The 17,714-nt window shown below is 51.2% G+C and carries 6 protein-coding genes; 2 read left to right on the forward strand and 4 right to left on the reverse strand.

Annotated elements, in window-relative coordinates; genetic code table 11:
* Positions 1–2,115 carry a type I secretion system permease/ATPase gene (locus tag J4N45_RS27085; RefSeq protein ID WP_234497639.1) on the forward strand — a complete coding sequence of 705 codons (2,115 nt, stop codon included), beginning with the start codon at positions 1–3 and terminating at the stop codon, positions 2,113–2,115.
* 89 nt (positions 2,116–2,204) lie between these two features.
* Here J4N45_RS27085 and J4N45_RS27090 read toward each other — a convergent pair whose 3' ends face one another.
* From J4N45_RS27090 to J4N45_RS27100, 3 genes are all read right to left on the reverse strand, one after another.
* Positions 2,205–3,464, reverse strand: a complete 1,260-nt coding sequence (locus J4N45_RS27090) for a carbohydrate porin (RefSeq protein WP_252015940.1) — start codon at positions 3,462–3,464, stop codon at positions 2,205–2,207.
* 100 nt (positions 3,465–3,564) lie between these two features.
* Complete coding sequence (locus J4N45_RS27095) at positions 3,565–4,569, reverse strand: AraC family transcriptional regulator (RefSeq protein WP_252015942.1); 1,005 nt, start codon at positions 4,567–4,569, stop codon at positions 3,565–3,567.
* Between the two features lie 134 nt (positions 4,570–4,703).
* Entirely contained in the window at positions 4,704–6,122 is a 1,419-nt protein-coding gene (locus tag J4N45_RS27100; protein ID WP_252015944.1) for an amidohydrolase family protein, read from the reverse strand.
* A 232-nt stretch (positions 6,123–6,354) separates the two neighbouring features.
* On the opposite strand from J4N45_RS27100, the gene J4N45_RS27105 reads away from it, so the two are divergent.
* Entirely contained in the window at positions 6,355–7,347 is a 993-nt protein-coding gene (locus J4N45_RS27105) for a 2-hydroxyacid dehydrogenase (RefSeq protein ID WP_252015946.1), read from the forward strand.
* A gap of 87 nt (positions 7,348–7,434) precedes the next feature.
* Here the strand turns inward: J4N45_RS27105 and J4N45_RS27110 are convergent, their stop codons facing one another.
* Positions 7,435–17,214, reverse strand: coding sequence for a Calx-beta domain-containing protein (locus J4N45_RS27110; RefSeq protein ID WP_252015947.1), 9,780 nt, complete (start codon positions 17,212–17,214; stop codon positions 7,435–7,437).
* Between the last annotated feature and the right edge of the window lie 500 nt (positions 17,215–17,714).

The raw sequence follows: 17,714 nt of genomic DNA on the forward strand, positions 1-17,714 counted from the left end.
ATGAAGGATCCGTTACTTAACTCGCTTATCTACATCAGCCGATACTACGGCTTAGCCAACTCTCCTGAAGCGTTGGTGAACGGATTGCCCCTATCATCTGGCAAACTTACTCCGTTCTTACTGCCACGCTCCGCTGAGCGCGCAGGCTTGGTGGCGAAAGAAAATCGCGCAGACATTGGCGATATCCCCAGTATCGTATTCCCCGTCATCTTACTGCTCAAAGGCGGTGATGCGTGTGTGCTCAATAGTATTGACCAAGAGAGTAACGAAGCGGAAGTCATCACGCTTGAGTCAGGCATGGTACCCATCTCAATTGGTCTTGATGATCTGATAGAACAGTACACAGGTCGCTACTTCTTGGTGAAGAAGCAGTTTCGCTATGACGAACGCTCCCCAGAAGTGCTTAAAACCCGTGACGGGCACTGGTTCTGGGGAACTTTGTGGGAGTCAAAACGCATTTATCGAGATGTGTTAATCGCTTCATTACTCATCAACATCTTCGCCATTGCTGCACCGCTGTTCACTCGATTAGTGTATGACAAGGTAGTACCCAACCTTGCCTTCGAGACGCTCTGGGTACTCGCCGCCGGTATCTTCGTCGTGTTTGGCTTCGACCTCGTTCTCAAGTTGATGCGCAGTTACTTTATCGACGTGGCGGGTAAGAAATCCGATATCCTGATATCTTCAAAGTTGTTCAGTAAGGTCATGGGGATTCGAATGGAGTCCAGACCGCCATCGGTTGGTGCATTTGCGCGTCATTTGCAAGAATTTGAATCAATACGAGAGTTCTTCACATCAGCGACCATTGCATCACTGATCGATCTTCCTTTTGCACTCTTGTTCTTAGTCATCATTTGGCTCATGGCGGGTAACCTCGTCATCATCCCTATTGTTGGCGTAGTGATACTCATCACCTACTCACTGCTCATTCAAGGTCCTTTGAGAAAGACCATTGAAGAGGGCTCCCGATTGGCATCGCAAAAATACGCCAACTTAATTGAGAGTTTGGCAGGTCTTGAAACGGTAAAAATCTTCGGTGCTCAAAGCCAATACCAGTATCGCTGGGAAGAAGCTGTGGCCCACATGGCTAACTGGAATATCAAGAGCAAGCGCATTACCGATGGTATTCAAAACACCGCGGGGTTTGTTCAGCAATCTTCCAACATAGGTATGATTATCCTTGGTGTCTACTTAATTGCAGAAGGCGAACTCACCATGGGTGGGCTAATCGCCGCAACCATGTTGAGTAGCCGTGCGATTGGTCCTCTAGTGCAGCTTTCACTGCTTTCGACCCGCTATAACCAAGCTAAGTCATCGATGACCATTATCGAGCAAGTGATGGCCATGCCGGACGAGCAAGAGGAAGGTAAGCGCTACATTCACCGCCCTATCATCCAAGGCAAGATTGAGCTTGATCGCGTGACCTTCCACTACCCAGATTCACCAATGGCCTCGATTCGAGATTTGAGCCTAACCATAGAGCCTGGTGAGAAGGTCGCTATTATCGGTCGTATCGGTTCAGGTAAGACAACCCTTGAGCGCCTCATTATGGGCTTGTACCAGCCTACAGAGGGTCATGTCCGTATTGATGAAACCGACATCGCTCAGCTTCACCACGTGGACGTAAGACGCAACATAGGTTGTGTTCCACAAGATTGCGCGCTGTTCTATGGTTCCATTCGCGACAACATTACGCTCGGCCGACCACTCGTCGATGACCGAGACGTGATGGATGCGGCAAACCGAGCCGGTGTAACGGTATTTACCCAGCAAGATCCTGCCGGTTTAGAGAGACAAGTTGGTGAGGGTGGCTTGCTTCTCTCTGGCGGTCAACGCCAAGCTGTGGCCATTGCTCGTGCTTTCTTGGCTCGCCCTCCTATTCTGATAATGGACGAGCCCACTAGCTCTATGGATAACCGCTCCGAACTGCACATTAAAACTCAGCTCAAGCAGCTCAAAGAATCAGAGACGCTGGTTTTAATCACTCACAAAACCTCTATGCTTGAAGTCGTAGACAGAGTCATCGTAATGGAGAAAGGGACAATCATCGCTGATGGTCCAAAAGCTCGGGTACTTAACGACTTGAGAGAGGGCAAAGTAAGAGCAGCAAGCTAAGGCTCTCAAAAAAGCCCGCTCATGGCTTACCATCTAGCGGGCTTTTTCGTTTTTAACTACTTTTTTCTTTATTAACAAATATCTAGAGACTAGAAAAAGACTCGAGCACGAACGCCAAATACCCACGCACTGCTTCCACTAGAGAATGCAGGATCCTTGATATATTGAATATCCGGCGTGATTTGCACATGATCGCCAAATTGCATGTTGTAATACAGTTCTGCTGCCACCTGCTCTTCTCCCGCGTTTAAGAAGGTTTGTAGGGTATCTTCATTCGTTTTCGACCAGTTAATGGCAAAGCCTAGATTATTGGTCGGCTTACCCAGCCCAAAGTACCCCATACCAACCGATAAAGAGCGATCATAGAGTGCGACATCCCCCTCAGAGATACCACCACGAACGAATGGCATAATTTGTGGTGTCACAAATTGACTCCAAGAAAAGTTTACCCCTTGTCCAGTCTCGCCACCTATCACAGTTCCATCGTCCAACACTGTTGATGACAAGCTGTGCCTAGATCCTGCATCCATATGCCAGAACGTCAGGTGCAGGTTATCTGTGTATATCTGCTCTTGGGATGCAGTCCAACCAATTTCTAGGGTCTTGAAGTAAGCTGCGTCTCCACCGAAAGCGGTATTGAAACCATCAAAGATGTCATCAGACTTACCTTTCGCGTCCGCAATACCGCCAATCACATAAAAGTTGTCCCCTAGCATGTGACCAACAGAGAGCGCTAACACACCATCATCAGGTAACCCAATTGCTCCTGCACCAGTAGAAAAAGCAAGATTAGTAAAACCAGACCAAGGGCTTGCTAACGCATAGACATCAATATAGTTCGTCACGTCTTGCCACCCGACAATGATCGTCCCTCGGCCGTCACTGATTTTCTGTTTCCAGTTAAGATCTGTTACTCGAAACCCTTGGTCGCTAAACGCTGGAGTAATCATACCGGCATAGCCGATTTGGTCTTGTCCAAGCCAAGCAAAGCTTTTGGGATCAGTGTTGGTGTAGCTGTGTCTATGTTCGACCTTCCAGACTAGGCTACCTGTGTTATCCCTACCGTGACCTAACAGGTTCCAAGTACCATAAAACCTTGCTACACCCGATGCAGCATTGACTGACGATCCATCCACTCCACTGGGTGACGTTAAGCCCAATGAAAAATAGTCCGCTCCAAAACTAAAGCCATCCTCAGCAAGTTGATTCCGCCAATCCTTTTTTACTTCTGTTTGCTGTGCGATGGTATTTTCTACCGAATCGGGTCCTTCAAAACTTGCTGCAAGAGTAGGTATAGCAAAAACTGTCCCTAGTAAGGAAAGGACCAATGAAGGTAGTTTTGGAGTCATAGGTAACGCTCATGTCGGTGAGTATTTATCCATCTAGTTTAATAATCTGAGCGCTAATTAATGGCCATTTGATGACACAAAATACTAGAATGGGCTTCACTTATTTTTGATATTTCGAGCGATAAGCAGAGGGCGTCACACCAGCAATACGCTTGAATGAACGGGTAAAGTGCGCTGAATCGGAGTAACCATAACGATTGGCAAGCTGGGTGACAGACTCGTCTGTGTCGCGAAGCCTTCTTTTCACCTCATCAAACACAAGCTGCTCGATAAAAGGTTTGTAGATAATGTTCTCTGCACTTAAGCGGCGTTGCAGCGTGCGGACGTTGAGACGTAGGATCTCTGCGGCGAGCTTGATGGGTAGTTTGCCCATCGAGAGATAAGGAGTGATAGCTAAGGTAAACTGTTCTTTAAAGATCAGAGGTTCGGTAGCTGTCAAGGTAGCGCTTCGCCTTGATGCGGAAACTTTTACTGGAAAGTCGAGTAATGAAACTGGAATTTCTAACGCCGTCACAGGACGCTCAACATAAAAGTGCGCATGCTCTAGAGAGGGTAAACGAGAAAAGCCGTCCCTATTTTGGCTTTGAATACCAATACGCGCAGGAGTCCACTGATCGTTCGTTAGGGCTCGTAGCACCTCTGCCATGCAGATAACCGAGAACATCTCCGCGTAGTTAAACCAAGGCTCATTGACGCCGGCCTTGTCACGTACCAGCCACCAGCTATTTGCTGAATGCTGCAAATAGACCTTAGCTCCCGTCGAGCGAGTTTGAAGCTGATTGACGAAGGCTTCGAGAGTGCCCTTTAAGGTGGGCTGTTTCGACATGGCGGCAATCAACTCTGGAACATAGTGCTCTCTGCAGGTTCTTAAAAACAACCACCCCACCCTCTCTTCATTCATATGCTGAGCCAACACCTCAAAGAAGTTCTTCAGGATCGATTCTGGCAAGTACTCATAATCAGTATCGGTATGGATATCGCTGGGAATGGTGGCCGCACGAAGCAAAGCGTAAATGTCGCCATCAATCTCACCTAGCATACAGGCAAAGAACTGGACACTTTGTTTTGAAACGAGTGAGAAGTCCATCTCTTGAGTTTGTTTCATAAAATGAAGAGGTTAGGAATGGATACCTAAAGTGTCGTCAATCTGTCGAGTTTGGTCAAACCGTTTGAGTAGTGAAAGCGTGACTGCTGTAATAAAACAAAGCGCCTGACTTATCGCCAGGCGCTTTGTTTATTTTAGAGGGTATTTTTGAAAATCTTACCGTCTTTCATGATGAGATCCATTTCGGTCAGGTGAGAGCCATCTGGCTTAGCATCATTGGTTAGCCAGGTTTCTCGACCACCAATCAGCGTGATATCTTCAAGCGGGTTACCATCAATCAATAGAATGTCGGCATACGCTCCCACTTCAATCACACCAATTTTGCCGTCTGAGTAAGGATTGATCCAATCCTCCATCAGCTCCGCTGAAATTCGGCCACCGGTTGATGTCATTGCTCTGAGCGCTGAGAAGCTACCGAAGAACTTCGCATTTAGGTAAATCTCATGAGAGATCTGCTTGGCACACATATCCGCATAGCCCACACAGTCAGTATTGAACGCTCGGTAGTCTGGGTCTAGCTTCTGTACGTTTTCAATGTAGCTGTCGAAAGCCGCTTGCGCCGACGCTAGCTTCTTCTGAATGCTTGGGTCTTGCACCACTGGCACTTTCGCCAACTCCGGTGAGAACGCCGTGAGGTTAGTCACCAAGAAAGCGCCCTTCTCTTTAAACTTCTTGTGGTGGCTTTCATTGAACATAAAGCCGTGTTCAATGGACTTAACACCAGTATCCAACGCTTGGTGCAATGCCTTGTCTGAGTATGCGTGAGTTGCCACATAGGAGCCGTACGATTCAGCAATATCTACCGCTGCCTTGAGCTCTTCATCTAGTAGCGATTGGTATTGCCATGGATCAAATTTTGACGACACGCCACCCGACTGGAACACCTTAGTAAACTGCCCACCTTGGCGGTAGTTGTGGCGCGCTTGCTCATGGATTTCTGCCACGCCAGCCGGCGTTGACATGATGCCTAAGATTTCTAGGTTCTGTGGTGAATCTGTGAGTCGGCGTGACTGTAGGCCGACATCTGAGTGTCCACCGATTGGCGCAATAGGCGCACCTGAAACATAAGTACGTGGGAAGTCGATTTCACCTTTCTTCTCAAGTTCAGTCCAGACGCCATCTGTGCCACCAACATCGCGAATGGTACCAAAGCCAAGGTCTAGGTACATCTCACCGAACCCTTTAGCGTGGACAGCGATCTCTGACCAACGCATATCGTTGGTACCAAGTAGCCCTTTTGGCAACGCTAGGTGCATGTGCGCTTCAACCAATGCCGGCATCAAGGTTCGACCTTCACCGTCAATCACTTTGGCATCAGCAGGTACATCTGCATTGCCTTGGATAATCGCGGTAATTTTATTGCCAGTCACAACGACAGAATGGTTGTTGTACAGCTTATTTTCGGTTCCGTTGAAAATATTGACGTTCTTAAATACAACCACTTGCGACGCTTCGATGGTCGTTGGCTCAGAAGCTTGTGTCGGTGCCATAGCAGCAAATGCAGAAGCGGTCGTCAACGCGAGTGAAGCAGCAATCAGTGTTTTCTTAAACATGTAATACTCTCTTTCAATGATGTTGGTGTTTCAATGTGTGAGCACATAGTAACCAATCACTTTCACTAAAAACTGCCATTTGACGACATATAGAGTCTTACTCAACTAAATCTCATCACTTCGCGTTATATATCCACACAAGTGCTCGGTTTATCTACGTATTAAGGGTGTGATACTTTGCTAACAGACACGCTCAACTACACTATCGTTAGCCCAAGAGTGAGGAATAATAATGACCAGTATTGTATTTTTTAGCGCCAAATCTTACGACGAAGTGGCTTTTGAAAGCGCGAAAGGGTCAAGACCATTGCACTATCAGTTCTATAGCTTTGGACTCAATGAGAAAACAGCAAAAATGGCAAAAGGACACGATGTCGTCTGCGCTTTTGTGAATGATGATTTGTCGAGGCCAGTGCTAGAGCAGCTCGCTCATCGTGGTATTAAGATGATTGCCATGCGCTGCGCTGGGTTCAACAACGTCGACCTAGAAGCGGCAAAAGAACTAAACATTCAAGTGGCACGCGTTCCTGCATACTCTCCTGAAGCCATTGCCGAGCATGCTGTCGGCATGATGATGACGCTAAACCGCCGCTTCCATAAGGCGTTTCAGCGAACCAGAGACGCAAACTTTTCATTAGAAGGCTTGGTGGGATTCAACTTCCACGGACGAACTGCAGGCATTATAGGCACCGGAAAGATTGGCATTGCGACCATTCGTATCCTTCGTGGGCTAGGAATGAACGTGCTTTGTTATGACCCTTACCCAAATGATGCGGTTACAGAACTCGGCGCAACCTACTGCGAGCTCGATGAACTGATCAGCAAATCAGATGTGATTTCGTTGCACTGCCCGATGCAGCCAGAAAACTACCACCTTCTCGATGCTACTGCTTTCAGTAAGATGAAAGATGGCGTGATGATTATCAACACCAGTCGAGGTGAGCTTTTGGACGCATCTGCTGCAATAGAAGCGCTCAAACAGGGTCGAATAGGTGCTCTGGGCTTGGACGTGTACGAGAGTGAAAAGGAGCTATTTTTCCAAGATAAGTCCAACGATGTGATTGTCGATGACGTCTTTCGTCGTCTTTCAGCATGTCACAATGTGCTATTCACAGGGCACCAAGCGTTTCTGACCACAGACGCTCTCGAAAATATCGCAGAAACAACGCTAGGTAATGTTGAAGACTTCGCTGCACAAAAGCGCTCTACGAACTTCATAGACTAACCTTTGAAAACTTAAGGTCGGTTAGGCTTACTGAGCTAACAAAAAGGGAAGTCGATTAGACTTCCCTTTTACATTGCGGCCCTCGCTCTATGGCTCATTTATGATGAGAATAGTGCTAAGGTCGACGCCTACAACGCCTTCCAGTTCAATGCTGACCGTTTTGTCATTGCCTTTATCAATACTAATGACCGTATTGCCATTCAACTCCTCTGACTGAATAACATCGGCAGCCAGTAGGTCTGCTAAGGTATCGTCATCATCAAACAGGTCTGAAAGGTCAATTACGTCATCATTGCCAACCTCTTGCGAGAAGTCTTTGATGATGTCATAACCACCGTCGAGATCAGATTCTGCCCATTTAAAGATATCGTTACCCTCACCACCAGTCATCACATCATCACCGGCACCGCCGATAAGCAGATCGTTACCGTCTGTGCCATGTATCACGGTCACACCGCTGCCGCCTTGCACTGCATAATCGAGTTCATCAGTCAGGTCTAGATTACCTTTAGAAAGGATATTCACATCAACCGTAGCGGTATCCGTGCTAGCAAGACCATCAGCATCAACCGCGCTATACACGAACTGATCTTCAATCTGTGCCTCAATGATTTCTATGCTTTGGAGCACAAACCCCGCATTCTGGCCACTATCATCTACAGGGATGATCCTGAACTCATCGAAAGCAACATCGGAGTCAACGTTTATCAACGCTTGCTTCGATGAACTGCTATCAGGGCCGTTCACAACAATTGGATCAGGGTCAAGCAACACACCATCAGCATAGAGATAAACAAAGACTTTCGAATCGCCATTGTTAAACGACCCTGTCATTGCACCAATTCCGATCGCGAGGGTATTCACCAACCCACTTTGGAACTTGACTGACATGTACTCTTTAGTTGCAGATTCAGTCTCTTTACCCGAGCCACTCTCGGCTGCTCGCTGAGTAAAATAACCTCTCTGTTTTAGAACACCTGCGCCATCAAAGCCTATCGATTCCTGCGTTAAGTTGTCATGAGGAGCGTCACCCGCATAGGTACCACCGGTTAAAATGATCCCTTGCTCTTCTAGCTCAGCCAGGTCACCTGTAAAGCCATCAATCGTGGCATCAAACGCCACGTCGACATCGTAATAGATATCATGAGTTTCCGCGATCATATCCCCGGCTTCTAGGTCGAATCGTACAGGGTCACCGTTGACATCAGTGATAAAGTAGAGCTGACCGAATGCAGGTTCCTCCTCGATTTTTATCATGGTGACTTTGTCAGGGTCTTGGTCATCTTCCAAGTCCGTAATGAAGTCAGAGAAGTCGAGCGGGATATTGTCGTCGCTTGCATAGAGCTCGAAATCCGTAACTTCTGGTGGATTGTTAAGCTCGACTATCGTCGTATCTTGAGTCGCTTGAGATAGGTCGAGCGCTTCAAATATTGGTTGTCCTTCTGGAGTTTCTACAGCGCTAACGCTAACGCTAAACACTTCATCACCCTCGATCACGCCATCTTGCAGCGTTTGAATGGTAAATGTTGCTGTTAAACCATCATCACCAACTGTGGCTTGAGAGGTCTCTACAATATCCAAGTTTGAGGCTGTTGTATAAGTGTATGTAAATTTGATAATCGAACCCTCTGGAACAGCACTATCTAAAAGTGCCGTATATACTCCAGTGAAATCACCCTCATTAACGCTGGATGGACCGGTCAGCGTGACGACGGCTGCGTCTCGGTCGTCCGGGTCGGTCTCATCCGTGATGCTCGTCTCTTGGCTGGCGTTAGTCAAATCCAACTCTTCGAAAATAGGGTTGTCGTCGCCATCCACCACACTCTCTACGCTGACGGTGAACGCTTCACTGCCTTCAGCGAGGTTGTCGTCCACGGTTTGGATGGTGAACGTCGCCGTCTCGCCATCTTCCCCAATCACCGCTTGGGTGGTCTCAACGATGTCTTCATTGGACGCCGTGGTGTAGGTGTACGTCAGGTTGACGATGGTGCCCACTGGCGCTGGACTGCTTAGCGTGGCCGTATAAGTGGCACTCTCCTCGCCTTCCACGATGGTACTCGGACCGGTCAGCGTGACGACGGCCGCGTCTCGGTCGTCCGGATCGGTCTCATCGGTGATGCTCGTCTCTTGGCTGGCGTTGGTTAAGTCCAGCTCTTCGAAAATAGGGTTGTTGTCGCCATCCACCACACTTGCCACACTGACGGTGAACGCTTCGCTGCCTTCGGCTAGGTTGTCATCCACGGTTTGGATAGTGAACGTCGCCGTCTCGCCATCTTCCCCAATCACCGCTTGGGTGGTCTCAACAATGTCTTCATTGGATGCCGTAGTGTAGGTGTACGTCAGGTTGACGATGGTGCCCACCGGAGCAGGACTGCTTAGCGTGGCCGTATAAGTGGCACTCTCCTCGCCTTCCACGATGGTGCTTGGACCGGTCAGCGTGACGACAGCTGCGTCTCGGTCGTCCGGGTCGGTCTCATCCGTGATGCTCGTCTCTTGGCTGGCGTTGGTCAAATCCAACTCTTCGAAAATAGGGTTGTCGTCGCCATCCACCACACTCTCTACGCTGACGGTGAACGCTTCACTGCCTTCAGCGAGGTTGTCGTCCACGGTTTGGATGGTGAACGTCGCCGTCTCGCCATCTTCCCCAATCACCGCTTGGGTGGTCTCAACGATGTCTTCATTGGACGCCGTGGTGTAGGTGTACGTGAGGTTGACGATGGTGCCCACTGGCGCTGGCGTGCTCAGGCTCACCGTGTAGTCGGTACTCTCTTCCCCTTCCACAATGCTGCTTGGACCGGTGAGCGTGACGACCGCCGCGTCTCGGTCGTCCGGATCCGTTTCATCAGTGATACTCGTCTCTTGGCTGGCGTTGGTTAAGTCCAGCGCTTCGAAAATAGGGTTGTTGTCGCCATCCACCACACTCTCTACGCTGACGGTGAACGCTTCACTGCCTTCAGCGAGGTTGTCGTCCACGGTTTGGATGGTGAACGTCGCCGTCTCGCCATCTTCCCCAATCACCGCTTGGGTGGTCTCAACAATGTCTTCATTGGATGCCGTAGTGTAGGTGTACGTCAGGTTGACGATGGTGCCCACCGGAGCAGGACTGCTTAGCGTGGCCGTATAAGTGGCACTCTCCTCGCCTTCCACGATGGTGCTTGGACCGGTCAGCGTGACGACGGCTGCGTCTCGGTCGTCCGGATCGGTTTCATCAGTGATGCTCGTCTCTTGGCTGGCGTTGGTCAAATCCAACTCTTCGAAAATAGGGTTGTCGTCGCCATCGACTACGCTCTCTACACTGACGGTGAACGCTTCGCTGCCTTCGGCTAGGTTGTCATCCACGGTTTGGATAGTGAACGTCGCCGTCTCGCCATCTTCCCCAATCACCGCTTGGGTGGTCTCAACAATGTCTTCATTGGATGCCGTAGTGTAGGTGTACGTCAGGTTGACGATGGTGCCCACCGGAGCAGGACTGCTTAGCGTGGCCGTATAAGTGGCACTCTCCTCGCCTTCCACGATGGTGCTTGGACCGGTCAGCGTGACAACGGCTGCGTCTCGGTCGTCCGGATCGGTTTCATCAGTGATGCTCGTCTCTTGGCTGGCGTTGGTCAAATCCAACTCTTCGAAAATAGGGTTGTCGTCGCCATCGACTACGCTCTCTACACTGACGGTGAACGCTTCGCTGCCTTCGGCTAGGTTGTCATCCACGGTTTGGATGGTGAACGTCGCCGTCTCGCCATCTTCCCCAATCACCGCTTGGGTGGTCTCAACAATGTCTTCATTGGATGCCGTAGTGTAGGTGTACGTCAGGTTGACGATGGTGCCCACCGGAGCAGGACTGCTTAGCGTGGCCGTATAAGTGGCACTCTCCTCGCCTTCCACGATGGTGCTTGGACCGGTCAGCGTGACGACGGCCGCGTCTCGGTCGTCCGGATCGGTTTCATCAGTGATGCTCGTCTCTTGGCTGGCGTTGGTCAAATCCAACTCTTCGAAAATAGGGTTGTCGTCGCCATCCACCACACTCTCTACGCTAACGGTGAACGCTTCACTGCCTTCCGCCAGGTTGTCATCCACGGTTTGGATGGTGAACGTCGCCGTCTCGCCATCTTCCCCAATCACCGCTTGGGTGGTCTCAACAATGTCTTCGTTCGACGCCGTGGTGTAGGTGTACGTCAGGTTGACGATGGTGCCCACTGGCGCTGGACTGCTTAGCGTGGCCGTATAAGTGGCACTCTCCTCGCCTTCCACGATGGTACTTGGACCGGTCAGCGTGACGACCGCCGCGTCTCGGTCGTCCGGATCGGTCTCATCCGTGATGCTCGTCTCTTGGCTGGCGTTGGTCAAATCCAGCGCTTCGAAAATAGGGTTGTCGTCGCCATCGACTACGCTCTCTACACTGACGGTGAACGCTTCGCTGCCTTCGGCTAGGTTGTCATCCACGGTTTGGATAGTGAACGTCGCCGTCTCGCCATCTTCCCCAATCACCGCTTGGGTGGTCTCAACGATGTCTTCGTTCGACGCCGTGGTGTAGGTGTACGTGAGGTTGACGATGGTGCCCACTGGCGCTGGACTGCTTAGCGTGGCCGTATAAGTGGCACTCTCCTCGCCTTCCACGATGGTACTTGGACCGGTCAGCGTGACGACCGCCGCGTCTCGGTCGTCCGGATCGGTCTCATCCGTGATGCTCGTCTCTTGGCTGGCGTTGGTCAAATCCAGCGCTTCGAAAATAGGGTTGTCGTCGCCATCGACTACGCTCTCTACACTGACGGTGAACGCTTCGCTGCCTTCGGCTAGGTTGTCATCCACGGTTTGGATAGTGAACGTCGCCGTCTCGCCATCTTCCCCAATCACCGCTTGGGTGGTCTCAACGATGTCTTCATTGGATGCCGTAGTGTAGGTGTACGTCAGGTTGACGATGGTGCCCACTGGCGCTGGACTGCTTAGCGTGGCCGTATAAGTGGCACTCTCCTCGCCTTCCACGATGGTACTCGGACCGGTGAGCGTGACGACGGCCGCGTCTCGGTCGTCCGGATCCGTTTCATCAGTGATACTCGTCTCTTGGCTGGCGTTGGTTAAGTCCAGCGCTTCGAAAATAGGGTTGTCGTCGCCATCCACCACGCTCTCTACACTGACGGTGAACGCTTCGCTGCCTTCGGCTAGGTTGTCATCCACGGTTTGGATAGTGAACGTCGCCGTCTCGCCATCTTCCCCAATCACCGCTTGGGTGGTCTCAACGATGTCTTCATTGGATGCCGTAGTGTAGGTGTACGTCAGGTTGACGATGGTGCCCACTGGCGCTGGACTGCTTAGCGTGGCCGTATAAGTGGCACTCTCCTCGCCTTCCACGATGGTACTCGGACCGGTCAGCGTGACGACGGCCGCGTCTCGGTCGTCCGGATCGGTCTCATCGGTGATGCTCGTCTCTTGGCTGGCGTTGGTCAAATCCAGCTCTTCGAAAATAGGGTTGTTGTCGCCATCCACCACACTTGCCACACTGACGGTGAACGCTTCGCTGCCTTCGGCTAGGTTGTCATCCACGGTTTGGATAGTGAACGTCGCCGTCTCGCCATCTTCCCCAATCACCGCTTGGGTGGTCTCAACGATGTCTTCATTCGACGCCGTGGTGTAGGTGTACGTGAGGTTGACGATGGTGCCCACTGGCGCTGGCGTGCTCAGGCTCACCGTGTAGTCGGTACTCTCTTCCCCTTCCACAATGCTGCTTGGACCGGTGAGCGTGACGACCGCCGCGTCTCGGTCGTCCGGATCGGTCTCATCCGTGATGCTCGTCTCTTGGCTGGCGTTGGTCAAATCCAGCGCTTCGAAAATAGGGTTGTCGTCGCCATCCACCACGCTCTCTACGCTGACGGTGAACGCTTCGCTGCCTTCAGCCAGGTTGTCGTCCACGGTTTGGATGGTGAACGTCGCCGTCTGACCATCTTCCCCAATCACCGCTTGGGTGGTCTCAACGATGTCTTCATTCGACGCCGTGGTGTAGGTGTAGGTGAGGTTGACGATGGTGCCCACTGGCGCTGGCGTGCTCAGGCTCACCGTGTAGTCGGTACTCTCTTCCCCTTCCACGATGGTGCTTGGACCGGTCAGCGTGACAACGGCCGCGTCTCGGTCGTCCGGATCCGTTTCATCAGTGATACTCGTCTCTTGGCTGGCGTTGGTCAAATCCAACTCTTCGAAAATAGGGTTGTCGTCGCCATCCACCACGCTCTCTACGCTGACGGTGAACGCTTCGCTGCCTTCAGCCAGGTTGTCGTCCACGGTTTGAATGGTGAACGTTGCCGTCTGGCCATCTTCCCCAATCACCGCTTGAGTAGTCTCAACGATGTCTTCGTTCGACGCCGTGGTGTAGGTGTACGTGAGGTTGACGATGGTGCCCACCGGAGCAGGGCTGCTTATCGTGGCCGTATAAGTGGCACTCTCCTCGCCTTCCACGATGGTGCTTGGACCGGTGAGGGTGACGACGGCCGCGTCTCGGTCGTCCGGATCGGTCTCATCGGTGATGCTCGTCTCTTGGCTGGCGTTGGTCAAATCCAGCTCTTCGAAAATAGGGTTGTTGTCGCCATCCACCACACTTGCCACACTGACGGTGAACGCTTCGCTGCCTTCGGCTAGGTTGTCATCCACGGTTTGGATAGTGAACGTCGCCGTCTCGCCATCTTCCCCAATCACCGCTTGGGTGGTCTCAACGATGTCTTCATTCGACGCCGTGGTGTAGGTGTACGTGAGGTTGACGATGGTGCCCACTGGCGCTGGCGTGCTCAGGCTCACCGTGTAGTCGGTACTCTCTTCCCCTTCCACAATGCTGCTTGGACCGGTGAGCGTGACGACCGCCGCGTCTCGGTCGTCCGGATCGGTCTCATCCGTGATGCTCGTCTCTTGGCTGGCGTTGGTCAAATCCAGCGCTTCGAAAATAGGGTTGTCGTCGCCATCCACCACGCTCTCTACGCTGACGGTGAACGCTTCGCTGCCTTCAGCCAGGTTGTCGTCCACGGTTTGGATGGTGAACGTCGCCGTCTGACCATCTTCCCCAATCACCGCTTGGGTGGTCTCAACGATGTCTTCATTCGACGCCGTGGTGTAGGTGTACGTGAGGTTGACGATGGTGCCCACTGGCGCTGGCGTGCTCAGGCTCACCGTGTAGTCGGTACTCTCTTCCCCTTCCACGATGGTGCTTGGACCGGTCAGCGTGACAACGGCCGCGTCTCGGTCGTCCGGATCCGTTTCATCAGTGATACTCGTCTCTTGGCTGGCGTTGGTCAAATCCAACTCTTCGAAAATAGGGTTGTCGTCGCCATCCACCACGCTCTCTACGCTGACGGTGAACGCTTCGCTGCCTTCAGCCAGGTTGTCGTCCACGGTTTGAATGGTGAACGTTGCCGTCTGGCCATCTTCCCCAATCACCGCTTGAGTAGTCTCAACGATGTCTTCGTTCGACGCCGTGGTGTAGGTGTACGTGAGGTTGACGATGGTGCCCACCGGAGCAGGGCTGCTTATCGTGGCCGTATAAGTGGCGCTCTCCTCGCCTTCCACGATGGTGCTTGGACCGGTGAGGGTCACAGCAACCGTGTCCTCTGGGCCTGGGTCTTCTTCATCCGTGATCGTGGTGTCTAAGCTAGCATTGGTTAAGTCCAGCGCTTCGAAGATAGGGTTATCGTCACCATCCACCACACTCTCAACACTGACCGTGAACGCTTCACTGCCTTCGGCTAGGTTGTCATCCACGGTTTGGATGGTGAACGTTGCCGTCTGGCCATCTTCCCCAATCACCGCTTGAGTAGTCTCAACGATGTCTTCGTTCGACGCCGTGGTGTAGGTGTAGGTGAGGTTGACGATGGTGCCCACCGGAGCAGGACTGCTTATCGTGGCCGTATAAGTGGCACTCTCCTCGCCTTCCACGATGGTGCTTGGACCGGTGAGGGTAACAGCAACCGTGTCCTCTGGACCTGGGTCTTCTTCATCCGTGATCGTGGTGTCTAAGCTAGCATTGGTTAAGTCCAGCACTTCGAAGATAGGGTTATCGTCACCATCCACCACACTCTCAACACTGACCGTGAACGCTTCACTGCCTTCGGCTAGGTTGTCATCCACGGTTTGGATGGTGAACGTCGCCGTCTGGCCATCCTCCCCAATCACTGCTTGAGTAGTCTCAACGATGTCTTCGTTCGACGCCGTGGTGTAGGTGTAGGTGAGGTTGACGATGGTGCCCACCGGAGCAGGACTGCTTATCGTGGCCGTATAAGTGGCACTCTCCTCGCCTTCCACGATGGTGCTTGGACCGGTGAGGGTAACAGCAACCGTGTCCTCTGGACCTGGGTCTTCTTCATCCGTGATCGTGGTGTCTAAGCTAGCATTGGTTAAGTCCAGCGCTTCGAAGATAGGGTTATCGTCACCATCCACCACACTCTCAACACTGACCGTGAACGCTTCACTGCCTTCGGCTAGGTTGTCATCCACGGTTTGGATGGTGAACGTCGCCGTCTCGCCATCTTCCCCAATCACCGCTTGAGTCGTCTCAACGATGTCTTCATTGGACGCCGTGGTGTAGGTGTAGGTGAGGTTCACGATGGTGCCCACCGGAGCAGGACTGCTTAGCGTGGCCGTATAAGCGGCACTCTCCTCACCTTCTACAATGTTGCTTGGACCGGTGAGGGTCACGGCAACCGTGTCCTCTGGGCCTGGGTCTTCTTCATCCGTGATCGTGGTTTCTAGGCTGGCGTTGGTTAAGTCCAGCGCTTCGAAAATAGGGTTGTCGTCGCCATCCACCACGCTTGCTACACTGACCGTGAACGCTTCACTGCCTTCAGCGAGGTTGTCGTCCACAGTTTGGATGGTGAACGTCGCCGTCTGGCCATCCTCCCCAATCACTGCTTGAGTAGTCTCAACGATGTCTTCGTTCGATGCTGTAGTGTAGGTATAGGTGAGGTTCACGACGGTGCCCACTGGCGCTGGGCTGCTTAAAGTGACGGTGTATTTATTACTTACATCACCCTCAGCGATATCGGAGGGTCCCTCGAGGGTTACGACAACGGTGTCTTCTTCACCTGGATCGTCCTCATCTGTTATTGTTACTTGATGACTCGCTTCGGTTAAATCGAGCTCATCAAAAACAGGCTCACCCTCGGAGTTCACCACACTGCTAACTCTAATTACAAAAGTCTCTGTCCCTTCAGCCAAGTTATCATCGATAGTTTGGAGATTGAAAGCTGCAGTTACGCCGTCCTCACTAACAATGGCCTCGGCCACTTCGACGATATCTTCCCCTGAAGCGGAAATATATTCGTAAACCAAGTTAACAATACTACCAACAGGGGCAGATTCTCCTAGGGCAACTGTAAATTCGTTATTAACAGAGCCTTCAATGACATTGTCAGGACCGTTCAAAACAACTGAAACGGGTCCTACTGGTTCTATGGGAGCCGGCAGCGAAAACTGCAATAGCGTTAGAGATTGCGTAGCTGTGAGCCCCTGCGCTTCCAAACCTGTCGTGTCGAACTGAGTAGACGCAATTACTTGAGTGCCGTCACGCTCAATAACTCCAGTAGTGGTCGGGCTCGAGCCATTTTCTTCACCTGCTGCAGTCTCTTGACCCTCTACATCCGTCGGGTCTTGTCCAGATTCGATCTGTGCGATGATCGCGTCTGCATCCAATGCTGTTATCTCAAGCGTTCTCGCTGAGCCATCATCTTGGACAACGACGACGTTCACATCCTCACCGACTTCTGCATCCTCTAAAATGTCGATTACGACATCTCCCGGACGAGGATCTAATCCCTCAGGAAGGACTGTCAGCCTCCCCTGAGCATCCACCACTAACGTACCTGAAACCTGCACTGCACCAAATAATGAAAAACCACTCATGTTCGACTCCTTGAGTCACCCAGTGACGACCGGGTTGCTCTGTAATATTACCTAGCTCATTCGTTAACACTGCGTTGCGAAAAGGTTGAGTTTTTATTTGTTGTATAAAGGTAATATCAGACAACTCAACTATTGAGTATGTTTTGGCAAGCTATTTAATCATCTGTCTCAAAAAAGAAATTAGGTCTCTCAAATTCGAGAATGATGGATTTCTACAAGTATTTTTCTATTTATTTGTTAGTTGATGAAACTAAAGCAAAAAATGGGATTGAGTTTATTTCTCTCGTTTCCAAATGGAAGACAATAGGCATTTAGGCACATATTAATAAATTACCTGGCGCAACCATTCATCGCCTGTCAGTTTTAAATCAATAGGTCAAGTTTTTAAAACTTATGACCAAGAAACTGCACGCAATGCAGCCATTTGCATCAGTCTAGCAGTCACGCCTTAGGAAAGTAAATTTGGTAAAAGATATAATGGGAAACAGCATACAAAAGCA

This window comes from Vibrio sp. SCSIO 43140 (assembly GCF_023716585.1).
Lineage (GTDB): Bacteria > Pseudomonadota > Gammaproteobacteria > Enterobacterales > Vibrionaceae > Vibrio > Vibrio maritimus_B.

What these genes read in the sequence shown, in the direction of transcription:
- J4N45_RS27095 (WP_252015942.1), bottom strand. Translation starts at nt 4,569, where the DNA reads ATGAAACAAACTCAAGAGATGGACTTCTCACTCGTTTCAAAACAAAGT.
- J4N45_RS27110 (WP_252015947.1), bottom strand. Translation starts at nt 17,214, where the DNA reads ATGAGTGGTTTTTCATTATTTGGTGCAGTGCAGGTTTCAGGTACGTTA.
- J4N45_RS27085 (WP_234497639.1), top strand. Translation starts at nt 1, where the DNA reads ATGAAGGATCCGTTACTTAACTCGCTTATCTACATCAGCCGATACTAC.
- J4N45_RS27100 (WP_252015944.1), bottom strand. Translation starts at nt 6,122, where the DNA reads ATGTTTAAGAAAACACTGATTGCTGCTTCACTCGCGTTGACGACCGCT.
- J4N45_RS27105 (WP_252015946.1), top strand. Translation starts at nt 6,355, where the DNA reads ATGACCAGTATTGTATTTTTTAGCGCCAAATCTTACGACGAAGTGGCT.
- J4N45_RS27090 (WP_252015940.1), bottom strand. Translation starts at nt 3,464, where the DNA reads ATGACTCCAAAACTACCTTCATTGGTCCTTTCCTTACTAGGGACAGTT.